The sequence below is a fragment of the Sporosarcina sp. BP05 genome, from assembly GCF_014282005.1.
GTDB lineage: Bacteria > Bacillota > Bacilli > Bacillales_A > Planococcaceae > Sporosarcina.
In genome coordinates this window covers 71731-98645 of sequence record NZ_JACFTD010000010.1, presented here as the reverse complement: position 1 = coordinate 98645, position 26915 = coordinate 71731, and the positions used below count along the sequence as shown (strand labels likewise).

Below are 26915 nucleotides of genomic sequence, written 5' to 3'. Positions count from 1 at the left end.
AACAACGTAATGACTTTAGCATTTAATAACTTTAGAAAGGTTGAAAAAGGTGATCGTCCTAGCTTCATTCAAAACGGAGTGAACTTGTAAGTGCGTTATGGGGGTTCAAATACTTCCTCACTACAAAAAACTACTATTTAACTTAATTGTACCCAACACAAAAGGTGAACCTCCTATAAACAGGGGCCCACCTTTTAAACTTTTCCACATCCAATAATTAATGTTTCATCTCACTCCGCAATTTCCGATGTTCACGACGTGCAGGAGCTGTTTCAAACAGACTCTTTTCAACTTCTGTTTCCGGGTAAATACCCGGTACAGGGGTTGGTTTGTTATTCTCGTCCATAGCAACCATCGTTAGGAAGGATTCGGTTGTTAGTTTTGTTTCACCTGTAAGCAAGTTCATCGAATGGACCGATACGAACACTTCCATCGATGTACGGCCTGTTGACGTGACGATTGCTTCAAGTTCAAGCACATCCCCGACACGCGCCGACGATACAAAGTCGACCGAATCGATTGAAGCAGTAACAACCGCTTTCTTTGAATGTTTCATAGCTGCAATATCAGCGATTTCATCTATATATGCGAGGACTTTCCCCCCGAAAATTGTCTGCAGATGATTGGTATCGGGCGGCAATACTAGTTTCGTCTGGATTGTGCGTGATTGGCCCATTGGTTTTTTTTCTGGCATATGGTTATCCCCTTTTCAATGTAGAACTCTATAGTAAGTATACCCATTCCTAGGCACAGTGACCGTAAATTTTTCTTTTTGGAATGAAAACCGTAACTTAACAACTCTATCTCGAAACTTCGAAACGTCACAAGCAAACTTAACAACACTCTCTCGAAACTTCGAAACATCATAAGCAAACTTAACAACACTCTCTCAAAACTTCAAAACGCCGCTAACAAACTTAACAACACTCTCGCAAAACTTCAAAACGTCACAAGCAAACTTAACAACACTCTCTCGAAACTTCGAAACGTCACAAGCAAACTTAACAACACTCACCGAAAAAACCATAACCAAAAGAGGACACCCCCTTATCGAAGTGTCCTCTTAAACGTTTGCTGCCAACAATGCGTATACACGCTTCATATCTTCCTGCATCGTCCACTGATCAACCGCAAGCCATCTGCAATGAATTGCATTTCCTTCAAGCCGTGTCATACCAGACTTCAAGCCAGCATCGACCCGCAATGTCTCTTGTATTGCGCGCACGTCGACATCGACGGCTTTGGGTGATACGAGCCAGATTGAACCGATATACATGGCGTCTTCCAGTACACCGATATCGCTAAGTGCAGCTTCTTTCGGTGAGAAATGCAAAGAGTCAAAAGCAATTAATTCGTCCTCGACAAATATCTTGAAATTCGTATGAAATGATTGATAATTAAATATCTCGCCGCGCTTTTCACGGCCGGGAGCAACGATTTCACCCCATAATATAGTTGCATCGCTGGCGATTCGAAGTGTCGTGTCGGCCCTGAACTTCGCATCTACAAATGGAATAATTACTTCCGGCATCCATTCGAGACGTGCCTGTTCTCCGAGCTCGACATTAATGGTCTGCACACAAGTGTCTCCTGTATGTGATGGATAGATTTTCAAAGCGGACTGCTGAACCAACCTTACACTGCTATTAGGAGCAAGTTTCACTGTAATGTCATTCCGATCCCCGGCGACCATGCCCCCAGAGGACTCCATTATGTAAACGGTCGCTGTCGGGTCTTTCCCTTCGTACAGTTCACGACTTGCCTTCAATGGAGGTTGCTGGAAAACATGAGGCATTCGCGTGTAGCCTCTTCTTGGTTCAAACTCCAAGTCTAGTTTTCCGTGATGGATGGTGCGGGACGGTTTAAGCATTTGAACCAGCGGATTCCGCACCCTCTAATAGCATATTGTGCTTGATCCAAGCAACAACTTGGTCAACATTTTTTTGTGTTCTTACATCTGTGAAAATGTACGGACGTCCGTTACGCATTTTTTTTGCGTCGCTATCCATTAATTCAAGATCAACGCCAACGTATGGAGCAAGATCCGTTTTATTGATCAATAAAAGATCGGAACGCGTCAAAGCGGGTCCGCCTTTTCTTGGAATATCTTGGCCTTCTGCAACGTCGATGACATAAATATAACCGTCAACAAGTTCCGGACTAAATGTAGCGGACAAGTTGTCACCACCGCTTTCTACGAAAATAATATCAAGGTCCGTAAAGCGACTTTTCAGTTCATCAATTGCTGCGAAATTCATCGAAGCATCTTCACGGATTGCCGTATGTGGGCACCCTCCCGTTTCAACGCCTAAAATGCGATCCGCTTCAAGTACACCACTATTTATTAAAAACTGAGCGTCTTCACGCGTGTAAATATCGTTCGTTATGACCGCTACATTATATTCTTTGTGCATCGAGCGTGTTAGTTGATCAACGAGCGATGTTTTGCCCGATCCAACGGGTCCACCGATGCCAATACGTACTGGTTTCATTAAAAAAACTCCTTTCAATCCATCATGAAATAAACAATCTTGAGAACAAATACTCGTGCTTCATAGAAGCAAGTTCAATACCTAGCGCGTTATTACTAATGTCAGTCTCTGTCAAAGTAGCTACTAATTTAGCTGCTTCCGTCACCTGTCCAATCAATTCATACGTTGCTTGGACACCGGTAGTTTGGCCGAATGGCACAGCACGGACTGCATTTTGGACGAGTCCGTTAAGCGATGCGAACAAATACGTCATAACCGCATGATGCGCACTGACGCCTGTCGTCGCACTGTAAATACCATAGAGTATGGCGTAATGTCCTTTAATCTCTTTCGAATCAATGCGTGCTTTCCAGTCAGTAAGGAAACCATCCGTTCCGAGTGGAGACACCGTTTTAATGAACTGTCTACCAAGTTTCACACTCGCCTCACGTGATTCCTTCGCAAGCTTGATTGCTCCGCATAATTGCTCCAAATAGAGAAGTCGTTCGATATCCTGTTCCTGAGCAGCAGCATACGCTTCTTGAATTAAAATCGCATCCCCACGCACCAGGTTTTGAAATAGAAACGATGTACAATAAGCGACCAAATCCTCTTTCGTCCGGATCACATCTTCCTGAATATACGTTTCCATACCATACGTCTGTGTAAAAGAACCAATCGGAAACGCCGAATCATGAATTTGAATTAACCGTAAAAGGGCAAGATCAGTGAGAGTGTCCGCGGTATTTGAATGGTTGTTTGAATCGTCTTTCAGTTGTTTCATATGCAACACCCACTTCATCTAGCAATTTATTCAACGTATGGTCTGCACGCACGATGACTTCATTTTCCTCAATCAATGCCGGCGTGTGACGGTTACCAAGTTCGAAAGCTGTTTTACCCATTTCCGTCATGTTTTTCGGGCTAATTACCATAACCGGCTCCATTTTCGTGCGAACAGCGATACGGCGTACGTCGTCTTCAAATAGAAGATCGCCATATTGTAACGTCTGATGTTCGTGATGGTGATGGTCGTGATCATCATGTTCGTCGTGGTCATGGTCATGGCCGTGATCGTCGTGATCATGGTCGTCATCTTGTTGTTCAAGTGATATCGCGACATCTGTACCTTGATCTGTTTCTTTGCGTAGAATGCGTTTACTTAACTCTTCCCAGTCAAGTTCAATCCACTCTGTCTTTTTACCGGCAATTTCTTCTTCCGTTCCGATATTACCAATGACTTTTGTTATAAGCATTTAGCACTCTCCTTTATCGACATGTCCAGTAGGTCGAAGTTGAAATGGTTGTAAAGTATCTTTTACAACCATTTCTACCTTCCCCCTTAGATATATTTAGTAATTAAAATAGGAAATAACGTTGTGCCATCGGGAGAACACTAACCGGTTCACACGTAGCAAGTACGCCGTCAATTTTCACCTCATATGTTTCGGGATTGACGTCAATTTCTGGTGTCTCACTGTTATGTTTCATATCTGCTTTGCCAATGTTACGACAATTTTTAACAGTACCAATCATTTTCTTAAGGCCCAGTTTTTCAGGAAGGCCTTCTTCTACTGCAATTTTAGGAAGGAATGTCATTGCCGCGTGTTGAGGTGCTTGACCGTGGAAACCGTACATACGGCGTCCCATCATCGGTTGCGGCGTTGGGATAGACGCGTTTGGATCGCCAGTCATTGCGTAAACAGCAATTCCACCTTTAATAACGACTTCCGCTTTCACGCCGAAAAATGCAGGCTCCCAAAGGATAATATCCGCTAGTTTCCCTTCTTCGAGTGAACCTACTTCATGGCTGATTCCGTGTGCAATCGCCGGGTTAATATTTAATTTTGAAATGTAACGTTTTACACGGAAGTTATCGTTGTCTTTTCCTTCATCTTGTGGAAGTGCGCCGCGTTGCATTTTCATTTTATTTGCCGTTTGGAATGTACGCATTGTCACTTCACCAACACGCCCCATCGCTTGTGAATCGGATGACATTATACTTAGAATTCCTAGATCCTGCATAATATCTTCGGCCGCAATTGTTTCAGGACGGATACGTGAATCTGCGAACGCCACGTCTTCAGGTACATCGTGTTTCAAATGGTGACATACCATAAGCATGTCCAAATGTTCGTCAATTGTATTTGTTGTAAATGGTTTTGTCGGATTCGTCGATGCAGGCAAGATATTTGGATATGCAGCCAATTTCAGTTGGTCTGGCGCATGTCCGCCGCCCGCTCCTTCTGTATGGAAAATATGGATGACACGACCATCAATCGCCTCAATTGTATTTTCAACAAAACCCGCTTCATTGAGCGTATCGGAGTGAAGTGCGACTTGGATATCGAATTCATCTGCAACGATAAGACTCTGATTCAGGGCATCTGGAGTAGCACCCCAGTCTTCGTGTATTTTCATACCGATTGCACCAGCACGGACTTGTTCAATAATTGGTTCCGTCGTAGATGCGCTCCCTTTTCCAAGTAACCCAACGTTGATTGGTAAGTCTTCAACCGCTTGTAACATACGGTGAAGATGCCACTCGCCAGCCGTCAAACTCGTCGCTTTTGAACCCGCGGCCGGACCTGTTCCACCACCGATGAATGTAGTCGTACCAGCGTTAAGTGCAGTTTCAACTTGCTGTGGACTAATGAAGTGAATATGCGTGTCGACAGCACCTGCTGTTGCGATGAGTCCTTCACCTGCATAGACTTCCGTTCCTACACCGATAATCATATCCTGATCTACACCATCCATGGTAAGCGGATTTCCTGCTTTTCCGACTCCTATAATACGGCCATCTTTAATACCAATATCTGCTTTTACAATACCTGTATGGTCAATAATCATAACGTTTGTGATAACCGTATCGAGAACACCTTCTTCACGAATGTTTTTACCGTTTTGGCCCATCGACACACGAAGGGATTTTCCTCCGCCGAAAACACCTTCATCACCATATGATGTATAGTCTTTTTCAATTTCAATCCAAAGATCGGTATCAGCAAGACGTACTTTATCGCCTACTGTCGGACCAAACATTTTCGCATATTGTTCATGTGTTACTTTCATTTATCCTCAGCTCCTTTAAATCCGGCTTCAGCTGCTTTATCCATAATTTCGTCCTTATGGTGCGTCGAACCTTCCGTCAAATTATTCAGCCCGAACACATGACGTTTTCCACCGAATTCAACCAATTCGACTTCCTTCTCTTCGCCTGGTTCAAAGCGTACAGCCGTGCCAGATGGGATATTCAAATGCATGCCAACTGCCTGTTCACGGTCGAATTCAAGATATTTATTAACTTCAATAAAGTGGAAATGAGATCCGACTTGTATGGGACGGTCACCAGTATTTGCAACACGTACTGTTTTCACCGGGCGTCCAGCATTTATTTCAATCATGCCTTCAGCTGTTCTAATTTCTCCTGGAATCATTGTTAAAGCCTCCTATTATTGAATTGGACGGTGGACCGTCACAAGTTTTGTTCCATCTGGGAATGTACATTCTATCTGCACGTCACTGATCATATCGCCGACGCCTTCCATTACATCCTCAACCGTAAGCACTTTTTTTCCTTCGCTCATCAGTTGCGCAACAGTCTTGCCATCACGCGCCCCTTCCATAATATAGTGACAAATTAGTGCAATAGATTCCGGATAATTTAACTTAACTCCGCGTTCTTTACGTTTAATTGCTAGTTCTCCTGCAACGTGCAATAGCAACTTTTCCTGTTCAACCGGTGATAATTTCAATTCAAAGCACCTCTTTTTTTAGTTAATAAAAAAACCAAACCTTAGACGATTCAGAAAATTAATTGAATTAGCGTTCTCATTACTTTTTTTGACTTAGTTTGCATGAATATGCCATTTCGGACTACTGTCCAGTGGATTGGTGCCCGACTAGATCGAGCTTTTGCGGAATGTGTCGAAGAATGTCGATGACTAAACAATTATAATGCGTTATGGATTATTTTACAACTTAACGACTTAAACAAGCATAGGTAAATGAAATTACTTTTTCACAACTCTAACATAATTTTTACTTTTAACTATCAAAAAAACACTTGTATCTTCAATTTCATCATTTTCTGCGCTCTCATATATGTTACCCAAAAGTATTGTCGCTCAAACACAAAATGCCGCCTAGATTCAGCGGCATATCTCCAAGTGATTAGTTTGCGTAAATCGCTTTCATACCTAGTTTTACTCCACGCCAGGTAATATCGTTAGTGTCTTGTTATCCGCATCGAGCTTTGCGCCGACGCCAAGTGGTATAGCAAAGTGTGGCTGACAATGACCTATTTTAAATCCTTTTACAACTGGTATCCCTAAATTAGACATGTAATCTGCGAATACTTCGTCAAGTGTTAGTGTTTCTTTTCGTTTTTTGGGTTCCGCATCTGAGAAATCGCCGATGACAATTCCTGCTGCCTCTTTTAGCTTACCCGCCATACGCAATTGATTGAGAAGACCATCAACTTTGTATGGTTCTTCGCCAACATCTTCTATGAATAGAAGCTTTCCTTTTGTATCCACTTCAAACTTGGTACCAATTCCACTAGCAAGTAGCGACAGATTCCCACCAACAAGTTCACCTTGCGCAACACCAGCTGTAATCGTTTCAAGAGGTGAAATGGCTTCTGTGTAATGAAGTTCCATTGGCTCAAATAACTGTTGGAACATTTTTGCAGACAATTCATGGAACGTGTCTTTCCCAACACACGACGCTAGCATCGGACCATGGAACGTGACAAGATTGGAATACAGGCCCATCGCCGTATGCAGGTACGTGATATCACTGAAACCCCAAAAGACCTTCGGATTCTCTTTCATAAGCTGCAAATCGATTTTATCCGTAAAGCGAGCCGAACCGTATCCTCCGCCCGCGCAGATGATTCCTTTAATCGTAGGATCTGCGAACATATCATGTAAGTCTTGAAGTCGTTCATCGTCCGTCCCCGCGAGATAACCATGGACGTTCTTAACATGCTTGCCAAACTTCCATTTCAATCCCAGCTGTTCAAGAAATGCAAGTGAGCGCTCTAAGTTCTCCTGATTCGGCGGGCTCGAAGGTGCGATGATACCAATTGTGTCCCCTTGTTGGAGGCGTTGTGGCCTTATTTTCATATAAATAACTTCCTTTCATTAAGAAGCTGATACGCCTATTTCTAATATTCTTAATAAGCTTATCATATTCCGCTATTCAAACATGCTTTCTTGTTTACAGGCCTATTTATAGGATCCTTACAGCACTTCTTGACAATAAAAAAAACTTGCAGAAGAAAAATGACTCTTTTCCTCTACAAGCTTTTACTATAAATCTTACCTTACTTTTTCGCAGACATAGGCTTATCTTGTGTTACTGCGATATCACTTAAATATACACCTGTTCCATCACCGATTGCATAGTTTTGTACACGGTTGTTAACTGGAACCAATACCGAACGATACAATGTTGGGAATACAGGAACTTCATCTGTCATCAGTTGTTGCCACTCGTTGTAAATTTCTTTACGCTTCTCAACGTCGAATGCTTCTTCAGAGATACCTTCAGCTAACAGGCGCTCATTGTCTGCATTTTCCCAACGAGCGAAGTTGTATAATACGTTTTTAGCGTATAATCCACTAGGATCCACGTCGATACCTACGCCCCAAGCAGCTGCATAAATATCAATGTCAGGATTGTCATTTCCTTTTTGTCCAACGCCTTCATAAAAAGTATTAAACTCTTGTAAGCGACCATCTAATAGTTCTACTTTCAAGCCAACAGCTTCCCATGCTTGAATATAGTATTGTGCCAAAGGTTCAGCGATGTCATCGCCGGACATAGCAGCATAATTGATAACCAATGGTTTTCCTTCTTTGTCTTCACGGATACCATCACCATCAACGTCTTTAAATCCAGCTTCTTCAAGCAACTGTTTTGCTACTTCAGGGTCATAAGGTGTACCAGGATTTGTTGCATCATGATATTCCGGGTGTGATGGTGGAATCAATGTTGTTGCAGACCAACGTAGGCCATGATAGAACTTCTCACCTACCGTATTATTATCAACCGCATGCCACATAGCTTTACGCAAATTGACATCTGCCATCTTCGCATTTGGATTTGGTTTTACTACTTTCTTTTCGCTATCCCAAGTTCCAAGTTTAAAGCCAACATACGAATATGCACGATCTACAGCACCTAAGAATTCAACGTTTGACATATTAGCGTTATCTGGGAACTGATTTACTGGGAAAGCACTTACTGTGTCCACGTCACCTTTTTCAAGTGATTGAACAACGACGTTTGGATTGATTACTTTTAAAGTAACTGTGTCCAGCTTTGGTGCCCCGCGCCAGTAATCTTCGTTTTTAGTGTACGTTACTGACTCACCAGGTACGATTGTGTCAACTTTAAATGGACCAAAACCAATTGGTTTCTGACGTACTTCTGGAGAAGATGAGATATCTTTAACAGGCATATCGCCAAAGATATGCTTAGCAAGTGGGTATGTCCAGATTCCACCTGTGATAAGTGATGGTGTTGCTTCAAGATAAGTGATTTTCAATACTTTATCACTTACTACTTCAATACCAGAAATTGATTTTGTTTTACCTGCTTGGAAATCTTCCATACCTACAATGTTAAGAACGTCTCCAGCACGCGGACCATCATAGTCAGCATGGCCAAGGACTTCATGTGCAAATAACCAGTCTTCAGCTGTAACTGGTGTGCCATCATGCCAATTTACATTGTCACGAATCGTGAACGTGAATGTTCTTCCATCTTCAGATGCTTCATATGTTGCAGCACCGTCATTTGTATAGACAAAACTTGAATCCCATGTCAACAAGCCTTCGTCGAACCACTCAAGAACATCAGCATCAGGTGCGCCTGAATAGAAGTTAAAGTTCAACGTTCCTTCAAAAGCAGTATCTGAAACAAGTCCATATGTGAATGAACCTCCTTCGATTGCTTCACCTTCATTGGTTTTAAGATTACTAAAGTCATCGATTGAATAAAGGCCGTCATCTACGACTTCCTCTTTCTTGACCTCTTCTTTCTTGTCCTCTTCTTTCTTAGTTCCAGTATCTGCTGGTTTCGCTTCTTCCGCCTTATTACAAGCCGCTAACGCAAGTACTAGAACAAGCATCAATGCGAATAAAGCTTTACTTACACTTTTCTTTCCTAACATATAAATCTCTCCCCCTTCTTATCCTCTTCTTTGTCTTGCGTCTGTCGCACGTTTTAACGCTTGACCGACATTATTTATACTCAACATCAGCACTAGTATTAGTAGTGATGCAGGTAACCAGATCCACCATCGATACTCCAAAGTTTGTGGGTTTCTTGCATAACTGACAAGTGTCCCGAGGCTTGGCGTACTTTCTGGAAAACCAAAGCCTAAAAAGGATAGCCCAGATTCCAAACCAATGTTTGCAGCTAAGCTCAATGTCATCGAAACGATAATGATTGAACTTAAATTCGGTAACACCTGTGTAAACATTATTTTTATATTCGGTGAGCCCAGCGTTTTTGAAGCTTGCACATAATCTAGTTCTCTTTCTTGCAACGCTTTCGATCGGATTAATCGTGCTTTTCCCATCCATAAAAAAGCCGTCATGATTAAGGAGAATGTCAAAATGGTATATTTAGGTGAAACTGATACAAACACAATGACAATCATCAGGAATGGTAAAATCATGAAAAAGTCAACAATCCGCATGACTATATTATCAATCTTTCCGCCATAATAGCCTGAAATCAAGCCAACCGTAATTCCAATGACGCCCGTCATTACTGTTACAAGAATCCCAATTGAAAGTGAATTCCGCGTCCCGATAATCAGTTGTCCAAAAACATCTCGTCCACCATAATCTGTACCTAACCAAAATTCTTTAGACGGGGCTTTGTGGATAGAAAACAAGTCCACTGTCACAATTTCTTTCTGATCTAAAAACAGGGAAACGCCGTATACAAATACCATAATGAGTGTAAGAAAAACTAATGATATAAAAGCTAGTTTATCTCGAACAAGTTCACGCCAGATAATAATCCAGCCGGATGGACTTCTGTCAGCATCCTGCGTATTGTCGGGTAAATGGACATTTTTCATTTCCAACCTTAACCACCTCAAAGTCTATCGAGTTCTTATTTTATACGAATACGTGGGTCAACAATACTTAATATAATATCTGAAATCAATGCACCTAAGATCGAAGCAATCCCAAATATTAGAACAACTGATGTCACCACACTAAAATCACGTAGTGAAATCGATTCTATAAACAACTGACCCATTCCTGGGTACCCAAAGATGTTTTCAATAAAAATGGTTCCTCCGATTAACCCCGTAATTTCATAACCAAAAAATGCGGCAATCGGCAACAATGAATTTCTTAAAATATGGCGGTTATAAACCCTTGACTCCGATGCACCCTTCGCCCGTGCTGTCACTACAAATTCCTTCTGTTTTGTATCAATAATCTCACTTCGTAAATACTGAACAGTCGAAACTGTTGCGATAAGGGCCATTGATAATGAAGGGAGCAACAAATGATTTATTTTACTTAGTACATATTCGAACGAACCTGGGCTTAGCCCTGGCGTTACACTACCACTGGTAGGGAACCAACCAAAATGAAAACCAAAGATCCAAAGCATTACAAGTGCAAAGATAAATAATGGAGCCGCGAACCCTACGTACGTGTAACCTGTTATTAATCGGTCAGCCCATGAATCGTTATACCGTCCACTTGTAATGCCTAGGGGAATCGCGATTAAATAAGTCAAGATTAACGTAACTAGTGACAGCCAAAACGTATTAACTAGTCGTTGAGAAATTAATTCGGTGACCGGCATCTTAAAGCGGAAGGATTGTCCAAAATCGCCCTGAGCCACCCCTTTAATCCAATCCATGTATTGAATATGCCAAGGATTATCCAAGCCTAGTTTCTTTCTCATTGCCTCTATCGTAGCTGGATCAATACTCGGATCGATCAAACCACTTAACGCATCACCAGGCATCATTTTTGCCATGATAAATATTAAAAGACTTAGTAATGCAATTTGCGGAATCATTATTCCAATTCGACGTACAGTGAATTTCCACATACCATTCACCCTTTCCCAGGCAAAGCCACTAAATGTGTGTCCGATACAGGCTGTAATTTATATGCCAAGCCCAAGTCATCGAAATAATCGCTGTATGACTGCTCATACTCTACTTTTACTGCTTGACGGAATTGTACCTGTTGTTCACGTTTTCTAGGGTCAATATCAGGAATTGCAGCAACCAACCGTTTTGAATAAATATGCTGTGGATTCTTAAAGATATCTTCCGGAGTTCCTTCCTCAACATAACGCCCTTTATACATAATCCCAATTCGATCACACATATGCTTGATAATTCCAAGATCATGGCTGATAAAGAGATAAGTAAGACCCAACTCTTTTTGAATCTCCTGCATAAAATTCAAGACCTGTGCTTGAACGGAAACATCAAGTGCTGAAACAGGTTCATCAGCAATAATCAACTTCGGTTTTAAAGCAATTGCCCTAGCAATCCCAATCCGTTGTCGTTGTCCACCTGAAAATTCGTGCGGGTATTTATGTATACTTTCTGGGCTTAAACCGACGAGCTCTAATAGTTCCCCGACCCGCTTCTTTTCTTCGCTCCTTGAAAGGTTTTCGTAATTACGAAGTGGCTCAGATACAATATCAAGCACTCGTTTTTTGGGATTCAACGTGGAATAGGGATCTTGAAAGATCATCTGTATATCCCTGCGTGCACCCATTTTCGAGCGGCGCAAATCTGTAATGTCCTGTCCGTCAAAAATAACTTTTCCTGCAGCTATTTTGTTTAAACCAATAATTGCGCGTCCAGTTGTTGTTTTTCCGGATCCAGATTCACCAACAAGCCCATATGTCTTCCCTTTTTCAATCGAAAACGAGACACCATCCACTGCTCTTACATGGTCAACAGTCCTACCAAATACGCCGCCTTGAATTGGAAAATGGACTTTTAAATCTTCTACTTCAAGAAACGCCATGGTATTGATCCTCCTTGCTTTTTTCAGGGAAGCTAAACTGTTGGTAGCAGGTACAACGTACGAAGTGACCTGGACTTACTTCATGCAATACTGGGTTTTTTTCATGCGCTGACTCATCAATCCAAGGTATTCTTGGACTGAATCGACAGCCTTCACGCAACAAATTCTGCAAGGACGGTACAATCCCTTCAATGACATGAAGTTCAGATTGCACTTCATTTGAATTCGGAACTGAGTTCAGCAACGACCTCGTATAAGGATGCAAGGGGTTTTCGAATAATGTATAGACATCCGCTATCTCAACAATTTGACCTGCGTACATGACAGCAACGCGATCCGCCATTTCAGCAACAACTGCCAAATCATGGGTAATCAAAATAATCCCCGCGTGAATCTCTTCTTTGAGCTTTTTTATTAAATCAAGTATTTGAGATTGAATGGTCACATCCAGAGCAGTCGTTGGCTCGTCAGCAATCAATAGCTCCGGTTCATTGGCAATCGCCATCGCAATCACTACCCGCTGCCTCATCCCACCTGATAATTCATGGGGAAATTGATCGTGAGTAAATGCTGGATCGACAATTCCAACCTTATTCAGCAAATCAATGACTCTCTCTTTCCGTTCCTTTTTCGGTAACTTACTGTTATGGATATAAATAATCTCATCAATTTGATCGCCAATAGTCATTAATGGATTCAATGCGGAAAGCGAGTCTTGAAAAATCATCCCCATTTTATTCCCACGCAATTCATTTAGCTTAGCCGTAGAGATATTTGCTATATTCTGACCCTTGAAGTAAATATCCCCCTCCACTTTAGCTTGACTATGCAGACCCATTATCGAAAAAGCAAATGCACTCTTCCCGCAACCCGATTCGCCTACTATGGCTAGCAGTTCATTTTTTTCAACAGTCAATGATACATCATCGACTGCGGCATAGTAGTTGTCTTTTATTCGAAACGATGTGCGGAGATTTTTAATTTCCAATACCGGGTTCCCCAAGAAAATTTCCTCCTTACAATACTTAAACTCCCAAACTATTAATAGTAAATTTTCTGATATTGATTCACTTGCACCAATATACTATACAAATTTATGGATGACAACACTATTTTTACAAGATATGAAATACATAAAACACTTTCGATGTGACAATTAGGTTACATTTAGGTTACAAACGTTGATTTGAAAGCATTTCCTTAACCGAAATACTTTTAACTTTTCAAGAATAATATTTTTATATTATATTTATAAAACGCAAAAAAGATTCCATTTCCGATTTGGAATGAAATCTTTTTATGTATTTGACAGGATATTTTCATCCTAGTCATTTTAAGCGCTATCGGCTCCTTTACAAGATACACGGAGTTAAAATCACGTTTCTGAATCCAACTGTTCCCGTGACGCAAAAGCCTATCTAAACTGAATGGAAATTAAGCGAATCACAATCAATTATTGGATGAATTTGCTGAGGTAGACGCAACCATCGCAGCAATCGTTGCAGCCATCACCGCTTGTTGCGCTTGTATAATTAATTCCACGGACGTCGCAAGACTAACACTTGCTGCTTCTGCACTTTCAGTCAACTTATGCATAATATACCCAATCGCTATAGACAACGCCATTTCACGATTCCATTTAAAAGGTTTGGATTCCTCCAATGAATGCGTCAGTTCGACAATATTCTGCAATTCCGTATCGTCTATTCCAAATACGGTAAGAAATCCAATCATCGGGTAATGCACAGGCCGTACTTTCGTATTACGTTTAAAATGAGTTAATACTTCGGCAGCCCTGGTTACGAGATTCGGGTCAAACTTGATTTGTATGTAAGTCATTACTTGTGACAGCCATTGTAGTTCATTTCCCGAACGGAATCCCTCAGTCCGCAGTGCGTCGTAATACGCACGCATCGACTTGGCGTGCTCAATTGGATCGGCGCCTCTTTTCCCCAGCAATACCGCATATGCGTAATCATCGTCAGACGTCAGGAAAAAATGCTGCTTCTTAATCGCATCATACAGCTTTTTGGCTTGGCGAGCTTCATTTTCATAGAGCTCTGTATCATTGGTCAGCAGAAGCGCAGCCAAATACGAATGGATTGTATTACGGAAGCCTATCCCCTTTAGGACTTGTTGCTTCGCGAATAAACGATTCACTTCTTTGTCAATATCCGCTCCGGGCTGATCTAAAAATGCAGCCATCATCGGAAGTAGATTGCCGCGTAAAGGCGAAAGCCAACTTGATTTACTTTTCAGTGCATCCATTACTCGGCTCAAACTTTGCGCATCAAATTCTCTTTCAGATGTGACATAATACGATGTAATTGTCAGCACGACGTTTTTATCCACCGTCCAACCTGCCAACGATTTCACTTTTTCATATGTCGTTTCGACTTCCTGTCTAATCACATTCGCATCCATTGAACACATCTCCTTTTATATATGTACGCTTGTCCGCAAGAAAGGTTTCATAAAACTTGGCAAAACCTTTACTGCTTGCTATGCTTTTTGAAATATCTATAGAATCGAGTGATCCACATGACCGAATTTGAAACAATTCTCAATACCCATTCATTCCAATCTAAAAAGACGCTAAAAGAGCAACTTAGCTCACTTGGCGTTAAATCGGGCGATCATCTCATTGTCCATGCATCCCTCAAATCGATGGGGTGGATTGCAGGTGGTGAACAAGCCGTCGTCGAAGCGCTTATGGATTCGGTGACGCCAAACGGCACAATCATCATGCCCGCACAGTCCGGCGACAATTCGGAACCGTCTTACTGGATGCTTCCCCCTGTTCCAGAAGAGTGGCATGAACCTATACGTCAATCTATTCCCGCTTACGACCCGAACTTAACCCATCTGCGTGGAATGGGGAAAATTGCTGAATGCTTTCATCGCCACCCCGAAACAATTCGAAGTCCTCACCCCGCCCATTCGTTTATGGCATGGGGGCTACACGCAGATGACTGGATGAGTGAACACCCGCTTGAGGATTCATTCGGACCTAATTCCCCACTCGGAAAAATGGTGAATGCGGATGTGAAAATCATTATGATTGGCGTCAGTTATGAATCGTGCACAGCCCTTCATCTATCCGAATACCTGGCTCCTGAATGTACAGTTTCCCCACAAGGAGCAGCCATCATGCAAAACGGTGAACGAATTTGGGCAACTTTTAATATGGCCGATGTCGATTCGGATATTTTCCCCGAATTGGGTACCGCATTCGAGGAAATGAACCCCGGTATTGCCCTCGATGGCAAGTTAGGGCAAGCCCTTTGTAAAATTGTTCCGATGAAACCATTGATTGATTTTGGGACTGTATGGGTAACCGAAAAAAGGATGTCGGAAGTAGTAGCTGAGTAAAAGCAGAAGCTAGACGACCCTATCCTTGAACTATACGACATAACGACCAAACTGTATAAGAAACGCCCCTCTTCGCGTATTATTTCGCGTAATGGGGGGCGTTTCTTATACACGTCTTTTGATTAAGGATTTATTTGCATAAAATACTTGTGAGTAGGGCATGGAAAGATCCATTTTCACTGGAGTATTTCCGGCTCGCTTTCAGCTAACTATTCATGACAGATTTACTGAGGGGGCCCAGTGTGGCTAGAAGTGACTTCGTCACTTCTAGCCACACCCTTCTCTGTAATCCTGTTGTGAATAGTTGCCTGTCGCGTTCCTACACTATTCAAATGAAAAATGCAGTTGTTTTGGAAGAAAAGAGTAGATGACTTTCTATAGAGATTGTAAGTGCCCGAAGATACAATTTCGGGCACTCTTGCATGCTGTACAATGTGTTCCTTGCTTACTTTTAGCAAAGAATATGCATCTAATCATGTTACGCCTACTAGAAAGTGACACTTCTTTATTAGTAAAAAAAAACCTATAGAAAGTTTCAGCCGCCAAAATTGCATCTTTGGCGGCTTTTCTCCAGGTAAGAAGCATGCAATTCTTTCGTCCCAAAAAGCTCTATATGCACTTCGTGTACGTATACATTTGGAGTGCGGCGGATGAAGGACCACCATACGATTACCGAGAAAGATGCGTAGGGATGCGACTTTGTCGCATCCCTACGCATCCAGACATCCCCGGTAATCGTATAGAAGTCGTTCAATTCCAAAGCAATCAAAATGCAACTATACACGTAGCACCCAATGTGTGATCAAGTTACTTTCTAGTTAATCAACAGACGTGTTTTTTAGCTATATATTTCTTTCTTCGATATTTTTACTAACGCCTCGATCGCTGTTAAATCATTTCTATGAAAAGCAGCAACAATCGCACTGCCTACAATGACCCCGTCTGCAAGCGCACCAATTGACTGGACCTGTTCAGGTGTTGAAATACCAAACCCAGCTAATACAGGGACTGGACTCACCGCTTTCAACTGCTCCAAATGGGCAGCTAGATCATCGCCAAATCCATCACGCACTCCTGTAATACCATTTACCGTTACTGCGTACACAAAACCTTCAGCTGCCGCTGTTATTTTCTTAATCCGCTCCGGCGGGCTCGTTAGCGAAACTAATGGAATGAGTGCAATCTCGGATTTTTCAAGGGAACTCCGCAATAGCCCATTTTCTTCGTGTGGCAAGTCAGGCACAATCAGTCCGCTGATTCCGCTGTCCTGACAATCCTTCGCAAATTGATCAATGCCGTAGCTTAAAATCGGATTCAAATAAGTCATGATTACAAGCGGAACGGTGACTTCATCCTTAAATAAAGTGAGTTCCTTCAATACCTTACGAAGTGTTACTCCTTTAGCAAGTGCCCGTTCTCCCGCCTCCTCTATCACCGGACCGTCTGCAACTGGATCTGAAAAAGGAATGCCCAGTTCGATTGCTGTCACGCCTGCTTGTTGGAGAAATACAATATTTCCCTTTATTGTTTCTAGCCCACCGTCGCCCGCCATTATATAGGGCACAAATGCTTTATCGCCTAGTCTTACACAATCAGTAATCGCGTTAGTTAAGTCTTGCTTAGTCATTCAAGCCACCTCCTAAAGCATCGCGTACCGTTTGGACATCTTTATCGCCACGTCCAGAAAGACAAATGACAAGAATTTCTTCCTCACCCATCGTACCTGCCAGTTCGACTGCATAGTGAACCGCATGTGCACTTTCAAGTGCGGGGATGATTCCTTCTACTCTCGCCAATAACTGCAATCCTTCCAATGCACCTGCATCCGTAACAGATGTGTACGCTACACGTCCAATATCATGTAAATGGCAATGTTCCGGACCGACGGCGGGATAATCAAGACCCGCTGAAATGGAGTGCGCTTCCTGGATAAATCCATCATCATCTTGTAACACATACATATACGCCCCGTGCAGAACACCTTCTTTGCCATCCGTAATTGCAGCCGCATGAAGTCCTGTTTCAATACCGCTTCCCGCCGCTTCAACGCCATACAATGCAACGTCTTCATCTTCAATAAATGGGTGGAACATACCGATTGCATTGCTCCCTCCTCCGATGCACGCAACAATTGCATCTGGCAGACGCCCTTCTTTCTCCACAATTTGTCGTCTCGTTTCCACACCGATAACACGTTGGAAATCACGGACAATTCTCGGGAACGGATGCGGACCGAGGGCTGAACCTAATATGTAATGCGTGTCTTCCACATTCGCGACCCAGTAGCGAAGCGCCTCATTGACGGCATCCTTCAGTGTGCCTGATCCTTTATCAACCGAAACGACTTTTGCTCCGAGTAACTCCATGCGGAAAACATTTAATTCTTGCCTACGAATATCTTCTTTCCCCATGTAAATAACGCATTCAAGATTAAATAAGGCGCATACCGTTGCCGTTGCTACTCCATGCTGACCCGCTCCGGTTTCCGCAACAATTTTCTTTTTACCCATACGCATCGCTAGAAGTGCCTGCCCAACCGTATTATTGATTTTATGTGCGCCCGTATGATTTAAATCTTCTCGTTTGAGATAAATCTTCGCACCGCCCGCTTCTTTTGTAAGTCTTTCCGCAAAGTACAGCGGTGTCTCCCGTCCGACAAAATCTTTTAAGTAATAACTTACTTTGTCTGTGAAAGTAGGATCTGCAATTGCATCATCATAAGCAGCCTCTAGTTCGATAAGTGCTGTCATTAATGTTTCAGGAACAAACTGTCCACCAAATCTTCCATATCGCCCTGCCCGCATCGTTTGAGTTGCATCCAATTCTTTTACCATCGCTTATCTCTCCTCATCTTTGACTGCCTTAATGAATGCGCGAATCAAATTGCCATCTTTTCTTCCCATACGTTCTACTCCGCTTGAAACGTCCACCATATATGGATGTACCGTCCTGATTGCTTGTGCAACATTATTCGCGTTCAGTCCGCCCGCCAGAATGACTTTGTCCGATTGTACACCAACGTCTTTCATTAGTTGCCAATCGAAGGTCATTCCGCTACCACCTTTAAAGTCCGTTCCAGGTGTATCGAACAAAAAGTAGTCTGTTTCATAGTGTGCGGATTGCTTTGCATCTTCATCACTGTAAACTGATAACACTTTAATGGAAGGAAGTCCGACTTTTTTGATGAAATCTGAACTTTCATCGCCATGAAATTGAACAAAGTCTAGCGGTACTTCACGGTAAGTTTGCTCAATTTCATCTCGTGATGCATCTACAAATACTCCGATTTTCAGCACGCCAGGTGGAATATCCTTCGCTAACTCTTGTGCTTCGGCGATTGTCACTTGCCGCCTGCTTGGAGCAAAGACAAAGCCGATTGCATCTACTCCAGCTTCGACTGCTGTTTTCACGTGTTGTGGTTCCATTAATCCACAAATTTTGACCTTCGTCATCGGACTACTCTAGCTAACGAGACTTGAAGTGAATGGATGGCTGCAGAAACTGCACCGCTTCGCATCAATGATTCGCCGACAAGAACTGCACTCGCACCGGCATCTGCAACGAATAACGCATCTTCCGATTCCCAGATACCACTTTCGCTAATGAGGACACGTTCTTCATCAAACGGAAACAGGATTGCAATCTCTTCGGTTCTCTTTAAATCCACTTTAAATGTACGGAGATCTCGATTATTAACACCTATCAGTTTTGCATCGATAGCAATCGCACGTTTCAGCTCCAATCCGTCATGTACTTCCACAAGCACTTCCATTCCAGATGCCAATGCATAGGCATGGAGATTGCTTAGTTCGTCATCAGTAAGAGCGGCAACAATCAGTAGAATGACAGATGCACCAGCACTTTTCGCACGGTCAATCTGTACAGGATGGATGATAAAGTCCTTGCACAGCAACGGAATCGGAACATTATCTGCGACAGCCGCTAAGTCTTCGAAAGAGCCCTTGAAAAAATGACTATCCGTCAATACTGAAATGCACGCTGCGCCTGCGTTGTAGTAAGAAATCGCTTGTGCGACAGGATCAGCACCTTCCGCGATAAGTCCCTTCGAGGGAGATGCACGCTTCATTTCTGCAATGACTTGCAAATGCTCTGTTTTATATAACTTGTTGAATAAAGACGGACGCGACGGACGAACTTCTTGTAACACATCCTGCTCTGCCAACATGCTCAGCACTTCACGCCGTTTCTCATGTAATATCTCGTCTAGAATCGTCATCTCGCCACCACCTTTACACCGATTTTCGAACTGAATGCTACGACTGCATCTAGCTTTTGCAACGCTTTGCCAGATAATATACTGTCTGTCGCCTGTTTGACACCTTCTTGGATCGTCCCTGCTTGCCCATTCGCGAATAATCCGATGCCTGCGTTGAAAACGACCGTATCGAAATGAGGACCGCGTCGTCCATTGAAAATCGCTCGAATGGTTGCTGCATTTTCCTTCGCGTCGCCTCCACGTATAGCTGAAATCGGTGCAAAGGTAAGTCCCACGTCATCCGCTGTCAGTGAAAACGGGATCAAATCGCCTTTATCAAGAAGCACAAATGCATTTTGTCCCGCAAGTGACGCTTCATCCATTCCCCCCGCTCCCGATACGACAATTGCCCGTTCTCTGCCAAGCATGCGCAAGACGGATGCATATTCCATCGTGAAGTCCGGCCTGTTAATGCCTGTGAACTGTGTTTTCAAAGGTATTGGATTTGTCAGAGGTCCCACGAGATTGAAGATGGTTGGCTTGCCAATTTGCTGTCGGATAGCACCAATTTGCTTCATTTTCGGATGAACGTTTGGTGCATATAAGAAGGTGATCCCTTCCTGCTTAAGAAGTTCAATTGTTTCATCTAAGCTGAAATCCGTATGAATGCCGAGTTCTTCCAATACATCGGAGCTTCCCGCGGCACTCGAAATTTTTCGATTGCCATGCTTAGCGATAGAAGCGCCAGCGCCCGCCAAAACGAATGCGGATGCCGTACTAATGTTGAACGTATTTGAGCCGTCTCCGCCCGTTCCGCAGTTATCCATAAATGTTTCCCGTGGTACATTTACTCGAAGCGCGAACGATTTCATAACCGAAGCAAGTGCTCCAACCTCATGTGCCGTTTCCCCTTTTCGTGACAATGCCACAAGGAAATCGGCTACGTCCTGCGATTCCGTTTGTTCAGTAAACATCAGCTTAGAAGCTTCCACCATTTCTTCATACATCAAATGCTCGCCCATCTCTACTCTTCTGACAAAACTTCTCATCTCAATCTCTCCTCTGCTCCGCTAGGCTCTTTCTCACAATCAATTCATTATCGATTTAGTTCACGACTTCCAACAAGGACTTAGCTTTATTGGCTGTTTCCATAAATTCCGCTGTTGGATCTGACGCTTGCACAATTCCTGCCCCTGCCTGCACATACGCTTTACCGCCTTTCACAACCATCGTGCGAATTGTCAACGCAAAATCCATATTGCCGTTGAAACCGATATAACCAATTGCCCCGCCGTAAATACCTCGGTCCATTTTCTCCAATTCATCAATCAATTCCATTGCACGTTTTTTCGGTGTACCTGTTACCGTACCCGCCGGAAGGCATGCCGTTAACGCGTCCAATGAATGTAGCACTGGCGACAATGTTCCCTCTGCTTCCGATACAATATGCATTACATGCTGGTAACGGACGACTTCCATATAACTTGTGACATTCACCGAACCTGGAAGGCATACTTTCTGCAGATCATTCCGTCCAAGCTCAACTAGCATATCGTGTTCCGCAAGTTCTTTTGGGTCCGCCAGCAACTCTTTTTCAAGTGCCAGATCTTCTGCTTTATCTACACCACGTCTGCGTGTTCCTGCAATTGGGTTCGTCATTACTTTGCCATTCGATACACTTACGATACTTTCTGGAGACGTCCCTAAAACGACGTGATCATCGAATTCCATATAATACATATAAGGTGAAGGATTACGCTTTCTTAGCTTTCGGTATAATGAAAACGGATCGCCGTTAAAGTCCGCTACTAAGCGTCTAGACAGTACGACCTGCTCAACTTCACCTTGCTCGATATACCCTTTTGCAACGCGTACCAACTCTTCAAATTGTTGTTGTGTGACAGAACAGCTATAATCTGATAGCGCAAAAGCCGCCTCTTCTTTTTCCGGTCCGGATAACATGCTTTCAGCTAGTGCATCCAAATCAGTAGCGCTTTGTTCCGGATTAATTTCCGTATGCAGCAACGTCACTTCATTCAACACATGGTCAAAAACAATAATAGTTTCATAAATATTGAAATTAACATCTGGGAATCCCATGTCGTCATGGCAACGCGTCACACTGTCGGAACCTGCTCCGTAGCCAACGTAACCGACCGCTCCACCTGTGAAAGGAAAATCGATATCATCCGTAATTCGTGGCATCAATCGTTTTAACAGCACAAACAAATTGCCCTCGTGTACATATTTCTTGCCCGTAGCATAAACATGTTCTTCAAGCTTTCCATCGCGTCCGCTGTACGATTTCAATGGATCCATCCCAAGGAAAGAGTAGCGCCCAGATCCCTCGCGCTTCGATGAACTTTCTAATAAAAACTTTCTTTTTCCCTGCATTTTTCTAAAAATCAATATTGGCGTTAATGAATCCCCATTTAACTTCTTCATTGTCGTCCGTAAACTCGTCTGTTCTTTACTCATCTCTGCTCAGCTCTCCTTTTTTTGGGTATAAAAAAAGTCCCCTGCAAAAGGACATAGGAGCCCGATTGCAGAGGACGGAATTTACCGCGTTGCCACCTCTAATTGAAGCATTGCTGCTTCCACTTAGCGTGCCCATAGGACACATCCCGTAACGTGGGATCTCACGTCCTACTTGAAAAACGATTCAAATAGACTCTCATAAGTCCATTCACACCGGCCGCGAATCAGTTTTCACCACCCACTGACTCTCTACAATCGCGCTCCTGTGCTACTATTCTTATTCATCAATTTCTCAGCTATGCTCTTCTCAACTCGTCTGTCGTGGGCGACACCGCTCTCGGTATCTTCTGCCCGTCTCTTAAAAAATGTTAATCCCATCGTATTACAAGGTAAGCTAGTTGTCAATCTTTTCTGTTTCATTCATACCAGACTTGAAATGGAGGCGTCTTCTTTTGCTTGATTGCAATTTCCGGGTTTTAATTGCAACTCGACGTTTTTAATGTAAACTTCGCACTTCTAATACCAACTCCATCGTTCTAATGTCAACTCCATGTTTTTGAACATTTTCCACAGACGCGCTACAATAGAAGAAAGAACTTTCTTAGATAGGATGACATACATGAGAATCAATAAATATTTAAGCGAAGCGGGGATTGTTTCCCGGCGCGGTGCGGATAAATGGATAGAAGATGGACGCATTACAATTAACGGGCAACTTGCCGAACTCGGCAGTAAAGTTAAAGATGGAGACGAAGTCCATGCCGACGGAAAATTAGTGAAGACAGAAGAGCAACTCGTCTATCTTATGCTCAACAAACCCGTTGGTATTACAAGCACGACAGAACGCCATATTAAAGGAAATGTCGTCGACTTCGTAAACCATCCGCTACGTGTTTTCCATATCGGCCGGCTCGACAAAGATTCAGATGGGCTTCTTCTTCTGACAAATGACGGCGATATCGTCAATGAAATCTTGCGTGAAGAAAATGGCCACGAAAAAGAATATATCGTCAATGTCGATCAACCAATCACGAAGGAATTTATCAGACAAATGGAGTCCGGCGTCCCGATTTTAGATACGGTGACGAAACCATGCAAAGTAAAACAAATTGGACCACGTACATTCAACATGACATTGACGCAGGGATTGAACCGCCAAATTCGTCGCATGTGTTCCGCGCTTGGTTACAACGTTCGTAAGTTGCAGCGGACGCGCATTATGAACATCCATCTCGGTAATTTGCCTAACGGACAATGGCGTGACTTAACTGAAGAAGAACTGTCGGAAATGTTCAAGATGCTGAATTATGAGCCGAAGCGTTAAAAGAAAAAAGCTGTTCCTTACCCGGACTTCACGGTAGGGAACAGCTTTTATTTTTGATAATTTGCTAACGTGATAGCAATTGTGTCCAGTACTTCAACAGTTTTGTCGCTTAAGTAATTGTTAACCATGATAGAAAATATTAGCAACTCGCCATCTTTCGTTGTGACATATCCCGACAACGCAGTAACCCCGTTCAATGCTCCTGTCTTTGCTTGGACATTACCCGCTGCCGCAGTTCCTTTCATGCGATAGCGCAATGTACCCCCAATTAATCGATCTTCATTCCCTGCTACGGGAAGCGCATTAAGAAATGTAGGATACCAAGACTTTGTTTGTGCTACGTAAAGCAATTTTGTCACTTCATTCGCTGTGACGAGGTTTTTATGCGACATACCAGATCCGTCTCGAAGTAACATATTTTTTGTATCCATTTCCATATCTGCAAGCGCACTTTCCATGACGGCCAGTCCTTTATCCCAGCTGCCTTCGCCGCCAATCGCACGCCCCATCTCTTTGACAAGCACTTCAGCATGTCCGTTATTGCTTAGTTTCATAAAGGGGATGAATAGCTCTTTTAACGGCATCGATTGTTTTGATGTTACTAAAGTGGCTCCTTTAGGAACTTTTTTGCTTCCAACTTTCGGTGTTGTAGAAAATGCAACGCCTTGTTGTTCAACGGCTTTCTTAAATATACTTGCCGTGTAGTTCGTAGGTTCCCAAACAGAGACCCACGTGCGTGTCTTTTTTGCGCCAGTTGGTATCGTCCCAGTAACAATAATGGTATTCGAACCGTGCTGTCGTTCAGCAGCAATACTTTTCTTACCTTTATTAGAAACAGTTTGCGTCTTGTTGACGATTGTCATAAACGTATTTGCTGGCGCCATTTCAACTTTCCCTGCTTGTCCTGATTTAGTAGCTGGAGTCACCTCGACAATCACCGTTCCCGCATCATAGTCATCATTCGGAGACAGGGTTAGTGCCGATATTTGGGAACCAGTATAGTAAAGTTCATCAGACCAATTCAAGTCTTGAGAAAGCCTAATGTTGTCATACCAAGTGTCATCGCCGTATATATTTCCAGCGACAAATTTGACTCCCATCCCTTTTAATTCGGAGGCAAATGCTTTTAAATCATTTTTTGTCAGCGTCGGATCGCCTCTGCCTCTTAAATAGAGATTGCCATGAAGCACGCCGTTTTCAATCCGCCCATCCATGAACATTTCTGTTTTGAATGTATAGTCTTCTCCTAGTGTTTCAAGTGCTGCTGCGCCTGTGAGCATTTTCATTACGGATGCAGGGTGAACCCGCGTATCGCCAAGGTTGGAATAAACGATTTCACCGGTCGATGCGTTCCGAATGCTAATTCCAGTCGTCGCACCTTTTAGCCTTGGATCATTCAAGATTTTGTCGATTTCAGGCAGTGCATTAGAGTCAATAAGACGTGTTTCAGGTTCATCGATTTTAGTGACAGGCACTATGACCTCGTCCGGCGTGACCTCGTTGCTATCTTTTTGTTTCATTCCAATCGACAGGATCACGATTGTTATTATCACTGTAAGCGCAATTAGTAACTTTTTAAGACGCCTCTTTTTCAACCCACTATCTCCTCCCCGCCGTTTATTTCACAATCGTTTCTACTCTTTTTCGCAATTACGGTAGTGTTCACCTGTTATATAGACTTGTCCTTCAGGCTTGCGATAGTAAATGGCGCAACCGTATTTTTTGTAATCCATTTGCAAACATCACTACTATCTTACCGCCGCCAGCCAAAATATATTCGTACTCTTTTTACGATAATGAAGATAATGAACTTTGATCATTGAGTTCACGTATATCAAAAAGGAGTTTCTTCACTCATAGTGAGTAAAGTAACTCCTTTCATTTACTTTGTGAAAGCCAAATTACATTTGGGTCCTTTGCAAAATTAGCAACGTTGTATAAAAACAATACTTCAGAGATGTTTTGTTCATTCAAATACATGAGGAAGTCGGAATGATAATACCTTAGATCTAGTACATGTATTTCCTCAAAGTGGTTCGTTAAAAAGGGAATAAATGCATGCGCATAGGAATCTTTGACAACCGCCAGCTTACGGCCATTTCTGACTCCTGTTTCAATTTTCACAAGCGCATGATTACCATCCAAAAACAACGAATACTTGTCCTTCTTATTAAGATAATCCCATTCATATAATGACTCAGATTTTCGCCCATCTTCATAGGTCACTGTATGAGATGTCTCAAACTTAGGTAAATAAACGTCAATCTTGTCCGGTTCAACACCAATCGTATTCGTTTTAGAATGAAGTGTTCCATAAAAGTTTTCCGCTACCGTTTCAATATTAAAGTCATCTTCTTTATACGGTTTTATTCCCAATATTTCCGCTGACTCTTTGTAAGCTAGATATGCACCCCGCATCGTCCAATGGTGATCTGTTTTAAAATAGATGTGTTCATTACTTTGCGATTTGAGCGCATCATATACATCAATTACTTCCATTTCAGAAGCCAATACTTCTTTCGCAGTTTCAAACGCATCTCTTTCGCTGGATGTTTGAGCGAAAAGGGGCAGTTTATCCTCATAAAGTGCAATCGAAGTTGGGGCAAGTAAAACATACGACTGAATACCGTTTGCATTTGCCGCAAACCTTTTCATATATTCCATGTTTTTATCAAACTGAACGCCGGGTTTTTCAAATGGTTCAATAAGGAATCCATCTTTTCCGAAGAACACTCCGTTATTTTCTTGTTTCAATGAAGCCCATTCTGACATTGCCTTCAGCTTCACCCAACCATCTTTCCACAAAAACTGATCAGACATATAAGTATCTAAACGCGCCGTTAACTTTCCAGAATAAAAATTAGACAGTGTCCATTCAGGCATTTGAGCTAAAGGACGGTTTTCCCTTTCAGAAAAAGCACGATCGCTAGCCAACACATTTAACAATCCTATGCCATAAATGAATAACAAAAATGCACCTACAAAAAACTTTTTATGAATAGACAATGTGT

At 42.7% G+C, this 26915-nt stretch carries 25 protein-coding genes and 1 other annotated feature; of the genes, 2 read left to right on the top strand and 23 right to left on the bottom strand.

Annotation, left to right across the window (positions count from 1 at the left end):
• Positions 1–217 precede the first annotated feature (217 nt).
• The 15 genes from H2672_RS12975 to H2672_RS12905 all read right to left on the bottom strand — a co-directional run bounded on the left by H2672_RS12975 (position 218) and on the right by H2672_RS12905 (position 14938).
• On the bottom strand, positions 218–694 hold the full coding sequence (locus H2672_RS12975; protein WP_186672033.1) for an acyl-CoA thioesterase: 477 nt from the start codon (positions 692–694) through the stop codon (positions 218–220).
• A gap of 369 nt (positions 695–1063) precedes the next feature.
• Complete coding sequence (locus tag H2672_RS12970; protein ID WP_255485813.1) at positions 1064–1795, bottom strand: urease accessory protein UreD; 732 nt, start codon at positions 1793–1795, stop codon at positions 1064–1066.
• 67 nt (positions 1796–1862) lie between these two features.
• Complete coding sequence (gene ureG / locus H2672_RS12965) at positions 1863–2492, bottom strand: urease accessory protein UreG (protein WP_186672031.1); 630 nt, start codon at positions 2490–2492, stop codon at positions 1863–1865.
• Positions 2493–2514: 22 nt separating this feature from the next.
• The gene (locus H2672_RS12960; protein ID WP_255485812.1) at positions 2515–3255 is read right to left on the bottom strand and encodes an urease accessory protein UreF; all 741 of its coding nucleotides are present in this window, start codon (positions 3253–3255) and stop codon (positions 2515–2517) included.
• Entirely contained in the window at positions 3197–3727 is a 531-nt protein-coding gene (locus tag H2672_RS12955; protein WP_186672029.1) for an urease accessory protein UreE, read from the bottom strand. Before H2672_RS12955 ends, H2672_RS12960 begins: the two co-directional genes overlap by 59 nt.
• A 103-nt stretch (positions 3728–3830) precedes the next feature.
• Positions 3831–5546, bottom strand: coding sequence for an urease subunit alpha (ureC, locus tag H2672_RS12950; protein ID WP_186672027.1), 1716 nt, complete (start codon positions 5544–5546; stop codon positions 3831–3833).
• Positions 5543–5911, bottom strand: a complete 369-nt coding sequence (locus tag H2672_RS12945; protein WP_186672025.1) for an urease subunit beta — start codon at positions 5909–5911, stop codon at positions 5543–5545. Before H2672_RS12945 ends, ureC begins: the two co-directional genes overlap by 4 nt.
• A gap of 15 nt (positions 5912–5926) precedes the next feature.
• Positions 5927–6229, bottom strand: a complete 303-nt coding sequence (gene ureA / locus H2672_RS12940; protein ID WP_186672018.1) for an urease subunit gamma — start codon at positions 6227–6229, stop codon at positions 5927–5929.
• Positions 6230–6679: 450 nt separating this feature from the next.
• The gene (locus tag H2672_RS12935; RefSeq protein WP_186672016.1) at positions 6680–7603 is read right to left on the bottom strand and encodes a S66 peptidase family protein; all 924 of its coding nucleotides are present in this window, start codon (positions 7601–7603) and stop codon (positions 6680–6682) included.
• A gap of 200 nt (positions 7604–7803) precedes the next feature.
• A complete protein-coding gene (opp4A, locus tag H2672_RS12930) occupies positions 7804–9657 on the bottom strand; it encodes an oligopeptide ABC transporter substrate-binding protein (protein ID WP_186672014.1) in 1854 nt (617 codons plus the stop codon).
• 18 nt (positions 9658–9675) lie between these two features.
• Positions 9676–10578 (bottom strand): ABC transporter permease, encoded by a 903-nt coding sequence (locus H2672_RS12925; protein ID WP_186672049.1) that lies wholly within the window; start codon positions 10576–10578, stop codon positions 9676–9678.
• A gap of 35 nt (positions 10579–10613) precedes the next feature.
• On the bottom strand, positions 10614–11576 hold the full coding sequence (gene opp4B, locus H2672_RS12920; RefSeq protein ID WP_186672012.1) for an oligopeptide ABC transporter permease: 963 nt from the start codon (positions 11574–11576) through the stop codon (positions 10614–10616).
• Positions 11577–11581: 5 nt separating this feature from the next.
• A complete protein-coding gene (locus H2672_RS12915) occupies positions 11582–12514 on the bottom strand; it encodes an ABC transporter ATP-binding protein (protein WP_186672009.1) in 933 nt (310 codons plus the stop codon).
• Positions 12501–13517: an ABC transporter ATP-binding protein gene (locus tag H2672_RS12910; RefSeq protein ID WP_186672007.1), complete on the bottom strand. Its 1017-nt coding sequence runs from the start codon at positions 13515–13517 to the stop codon at positions 12501–12503. Before H2672_RS12910 ends, H2672_RS12915 begins: the two co-directional genes overlap by 14 nt.
• Before the next feature lie 446 nt (positions 13518–13963).
• Entirely contained in the window at positions 13964–14938 is a 975-nt protein-coding gene (locus H2672_RS12905; protein WP_186672005.1) for a DUF4003 family protein, read from the bottom strand.
• A gap of 117 nt (positions 14939–15055) precedes the next feature.
• Between H2672_RS12905 and H2672_RS12900 the strand changes: the two genes are divergently transcribed.
• On the top strand, positions 15056–15886 hold the full coding sequence (locus tag H2672_RS12900; protein ID WP_186672003.1) for an AAC(3) family N-acetyltransferase: 831 nt from the start codon (positions 15056–15058) through the stop codon (positions 15884–15886).
• An 838-nt stretch (positions 15887–16724) separates the two neighbouring features.
• Here H2672_RS12900 and trpA read toward each other — a convergent pair.
• From trpA to H2672_RS12870, 6 genes are read right to left on the bottom strand one after another with little or no spacing between them, the layout of a single operon-like run.
• Positions 16725–17513, bottom strand: a complete 789-nt coding sequence (gene trpA / locus H2672_RS12895; protein WP_186672001.1) for a tryptophan synthase subunit alpha — start codon at positions 17511–17513, stop codon at positions 16725–16727.
• A complete protein-coding gene (trpB, locus tag H2672_RS12890; RefSeq protein WP_186671999.1) occupies positions 17506–18720 on the bottom strand; it encodes a tryptophan synthase subunit beta in 1215 nt (404 codons plus the stop codon). Before trpB ends, trpA begins: the two co-directional genes overlap by 8 nt.
• A 3-nt stretch (positions 18721–18723) precedes the next feature.
• Complete coding sequence (locus tag H2672_RS12885) at positions 18724–19338, bottom strand: phosphoribosylanthranilate isomerase (protein WP_186671996.1); 615 nt, start codon at positions 19336–19338, stop codon at positions 18724–18726.
• Positions 19335–20123, bottom strand: coding sequence for an indole-3-glycerol phosphate synthase TrpC (trpC, locus tag H2672_RS12880; RefSeq protein ID WP_186671994.1), 789 nt, complete (start codon positions 20121–20123; stop codon positions 19335–19337). Before trpC ends, H2672_RS12885 begins: the two co-directional genes overlap by 4 nt.
• Positions 20120–21151: an anthranilate phosphoribosyltransferase gene (trpD, locus tag H2672_RS12875; protein WP_186671991.1), complete on the bottom strand. Its 1032-nt coding sequence runs from the start codon at positions 21149–21151 to the stop codon at positions 20120–20122. The genes trpC and trpD overlap by 4 nt, the downstream gene beginning before the upstream one ends.
• 55 nt (positions 21152–21206) lie before the next feature.
• On the bottom strand, positions 21207–22580 hold the full coding sequence (locus tag H2672_RS12870; RefSeq protein WP_186671989.1) for an anthranilate synthase component I family protein: 1374 nt from the start codon (positions 22578–22580) through the stop codon (positions 21207–21209).
• Positions 22581–22647: 67 nt separating this feature from the next.
• Positions 22648–22874, bottom strand: a binding site (T-box leader).
• A gap of 325 nt (positions 22875–23199) precedes the next feature.
• Between H2672_RS12870 and rluF the strand changes: the two genes are divergently transcribed.
• Positions 23200–23904, top strand: a complete 705-nt coding sequence (gene rluF / locus H2672_RS12865; protein WP_186671987.1) for a 23S rRNA pseudouridine(2604) synthase RluF — start codon at positions 23200–23202, stop codon at positions 23902–23904.
• 47 nt (positions 23905–23951) lie between these two features.
• Here rluF and dacB read toward each other — a convergent pair whose 3' ends face one another.
• Both dacB and H2672_RS12855 read right to left on the bottom strand, forming a co-directional pair.
• Positions 23952–25499, bottom strand: a complete 1548-nt coding sequence (dacB, locus tag H2672_RS12860; protein WP_186671984.1) for a D-alanyl-D-alanine carboxypeptidase/D-alanyl-D-alanine endopeptidase — start codon at positions 25497–25499, stop codon at positions 23952–23954.
• 283 nt (positions 25500–25782) lie between these two features.
• Positions 25783–26910, bottom strand: coding sequence for a DHHW family protein (locus tag H2672_RS12855; RefSeq protein WP_186671982.1), 1128 nt, complete (start codon positions 26908–26910; stop codon positions 25783–25785).
• Positions 26911–26915 lie beyond the last annotated feature (5 nt).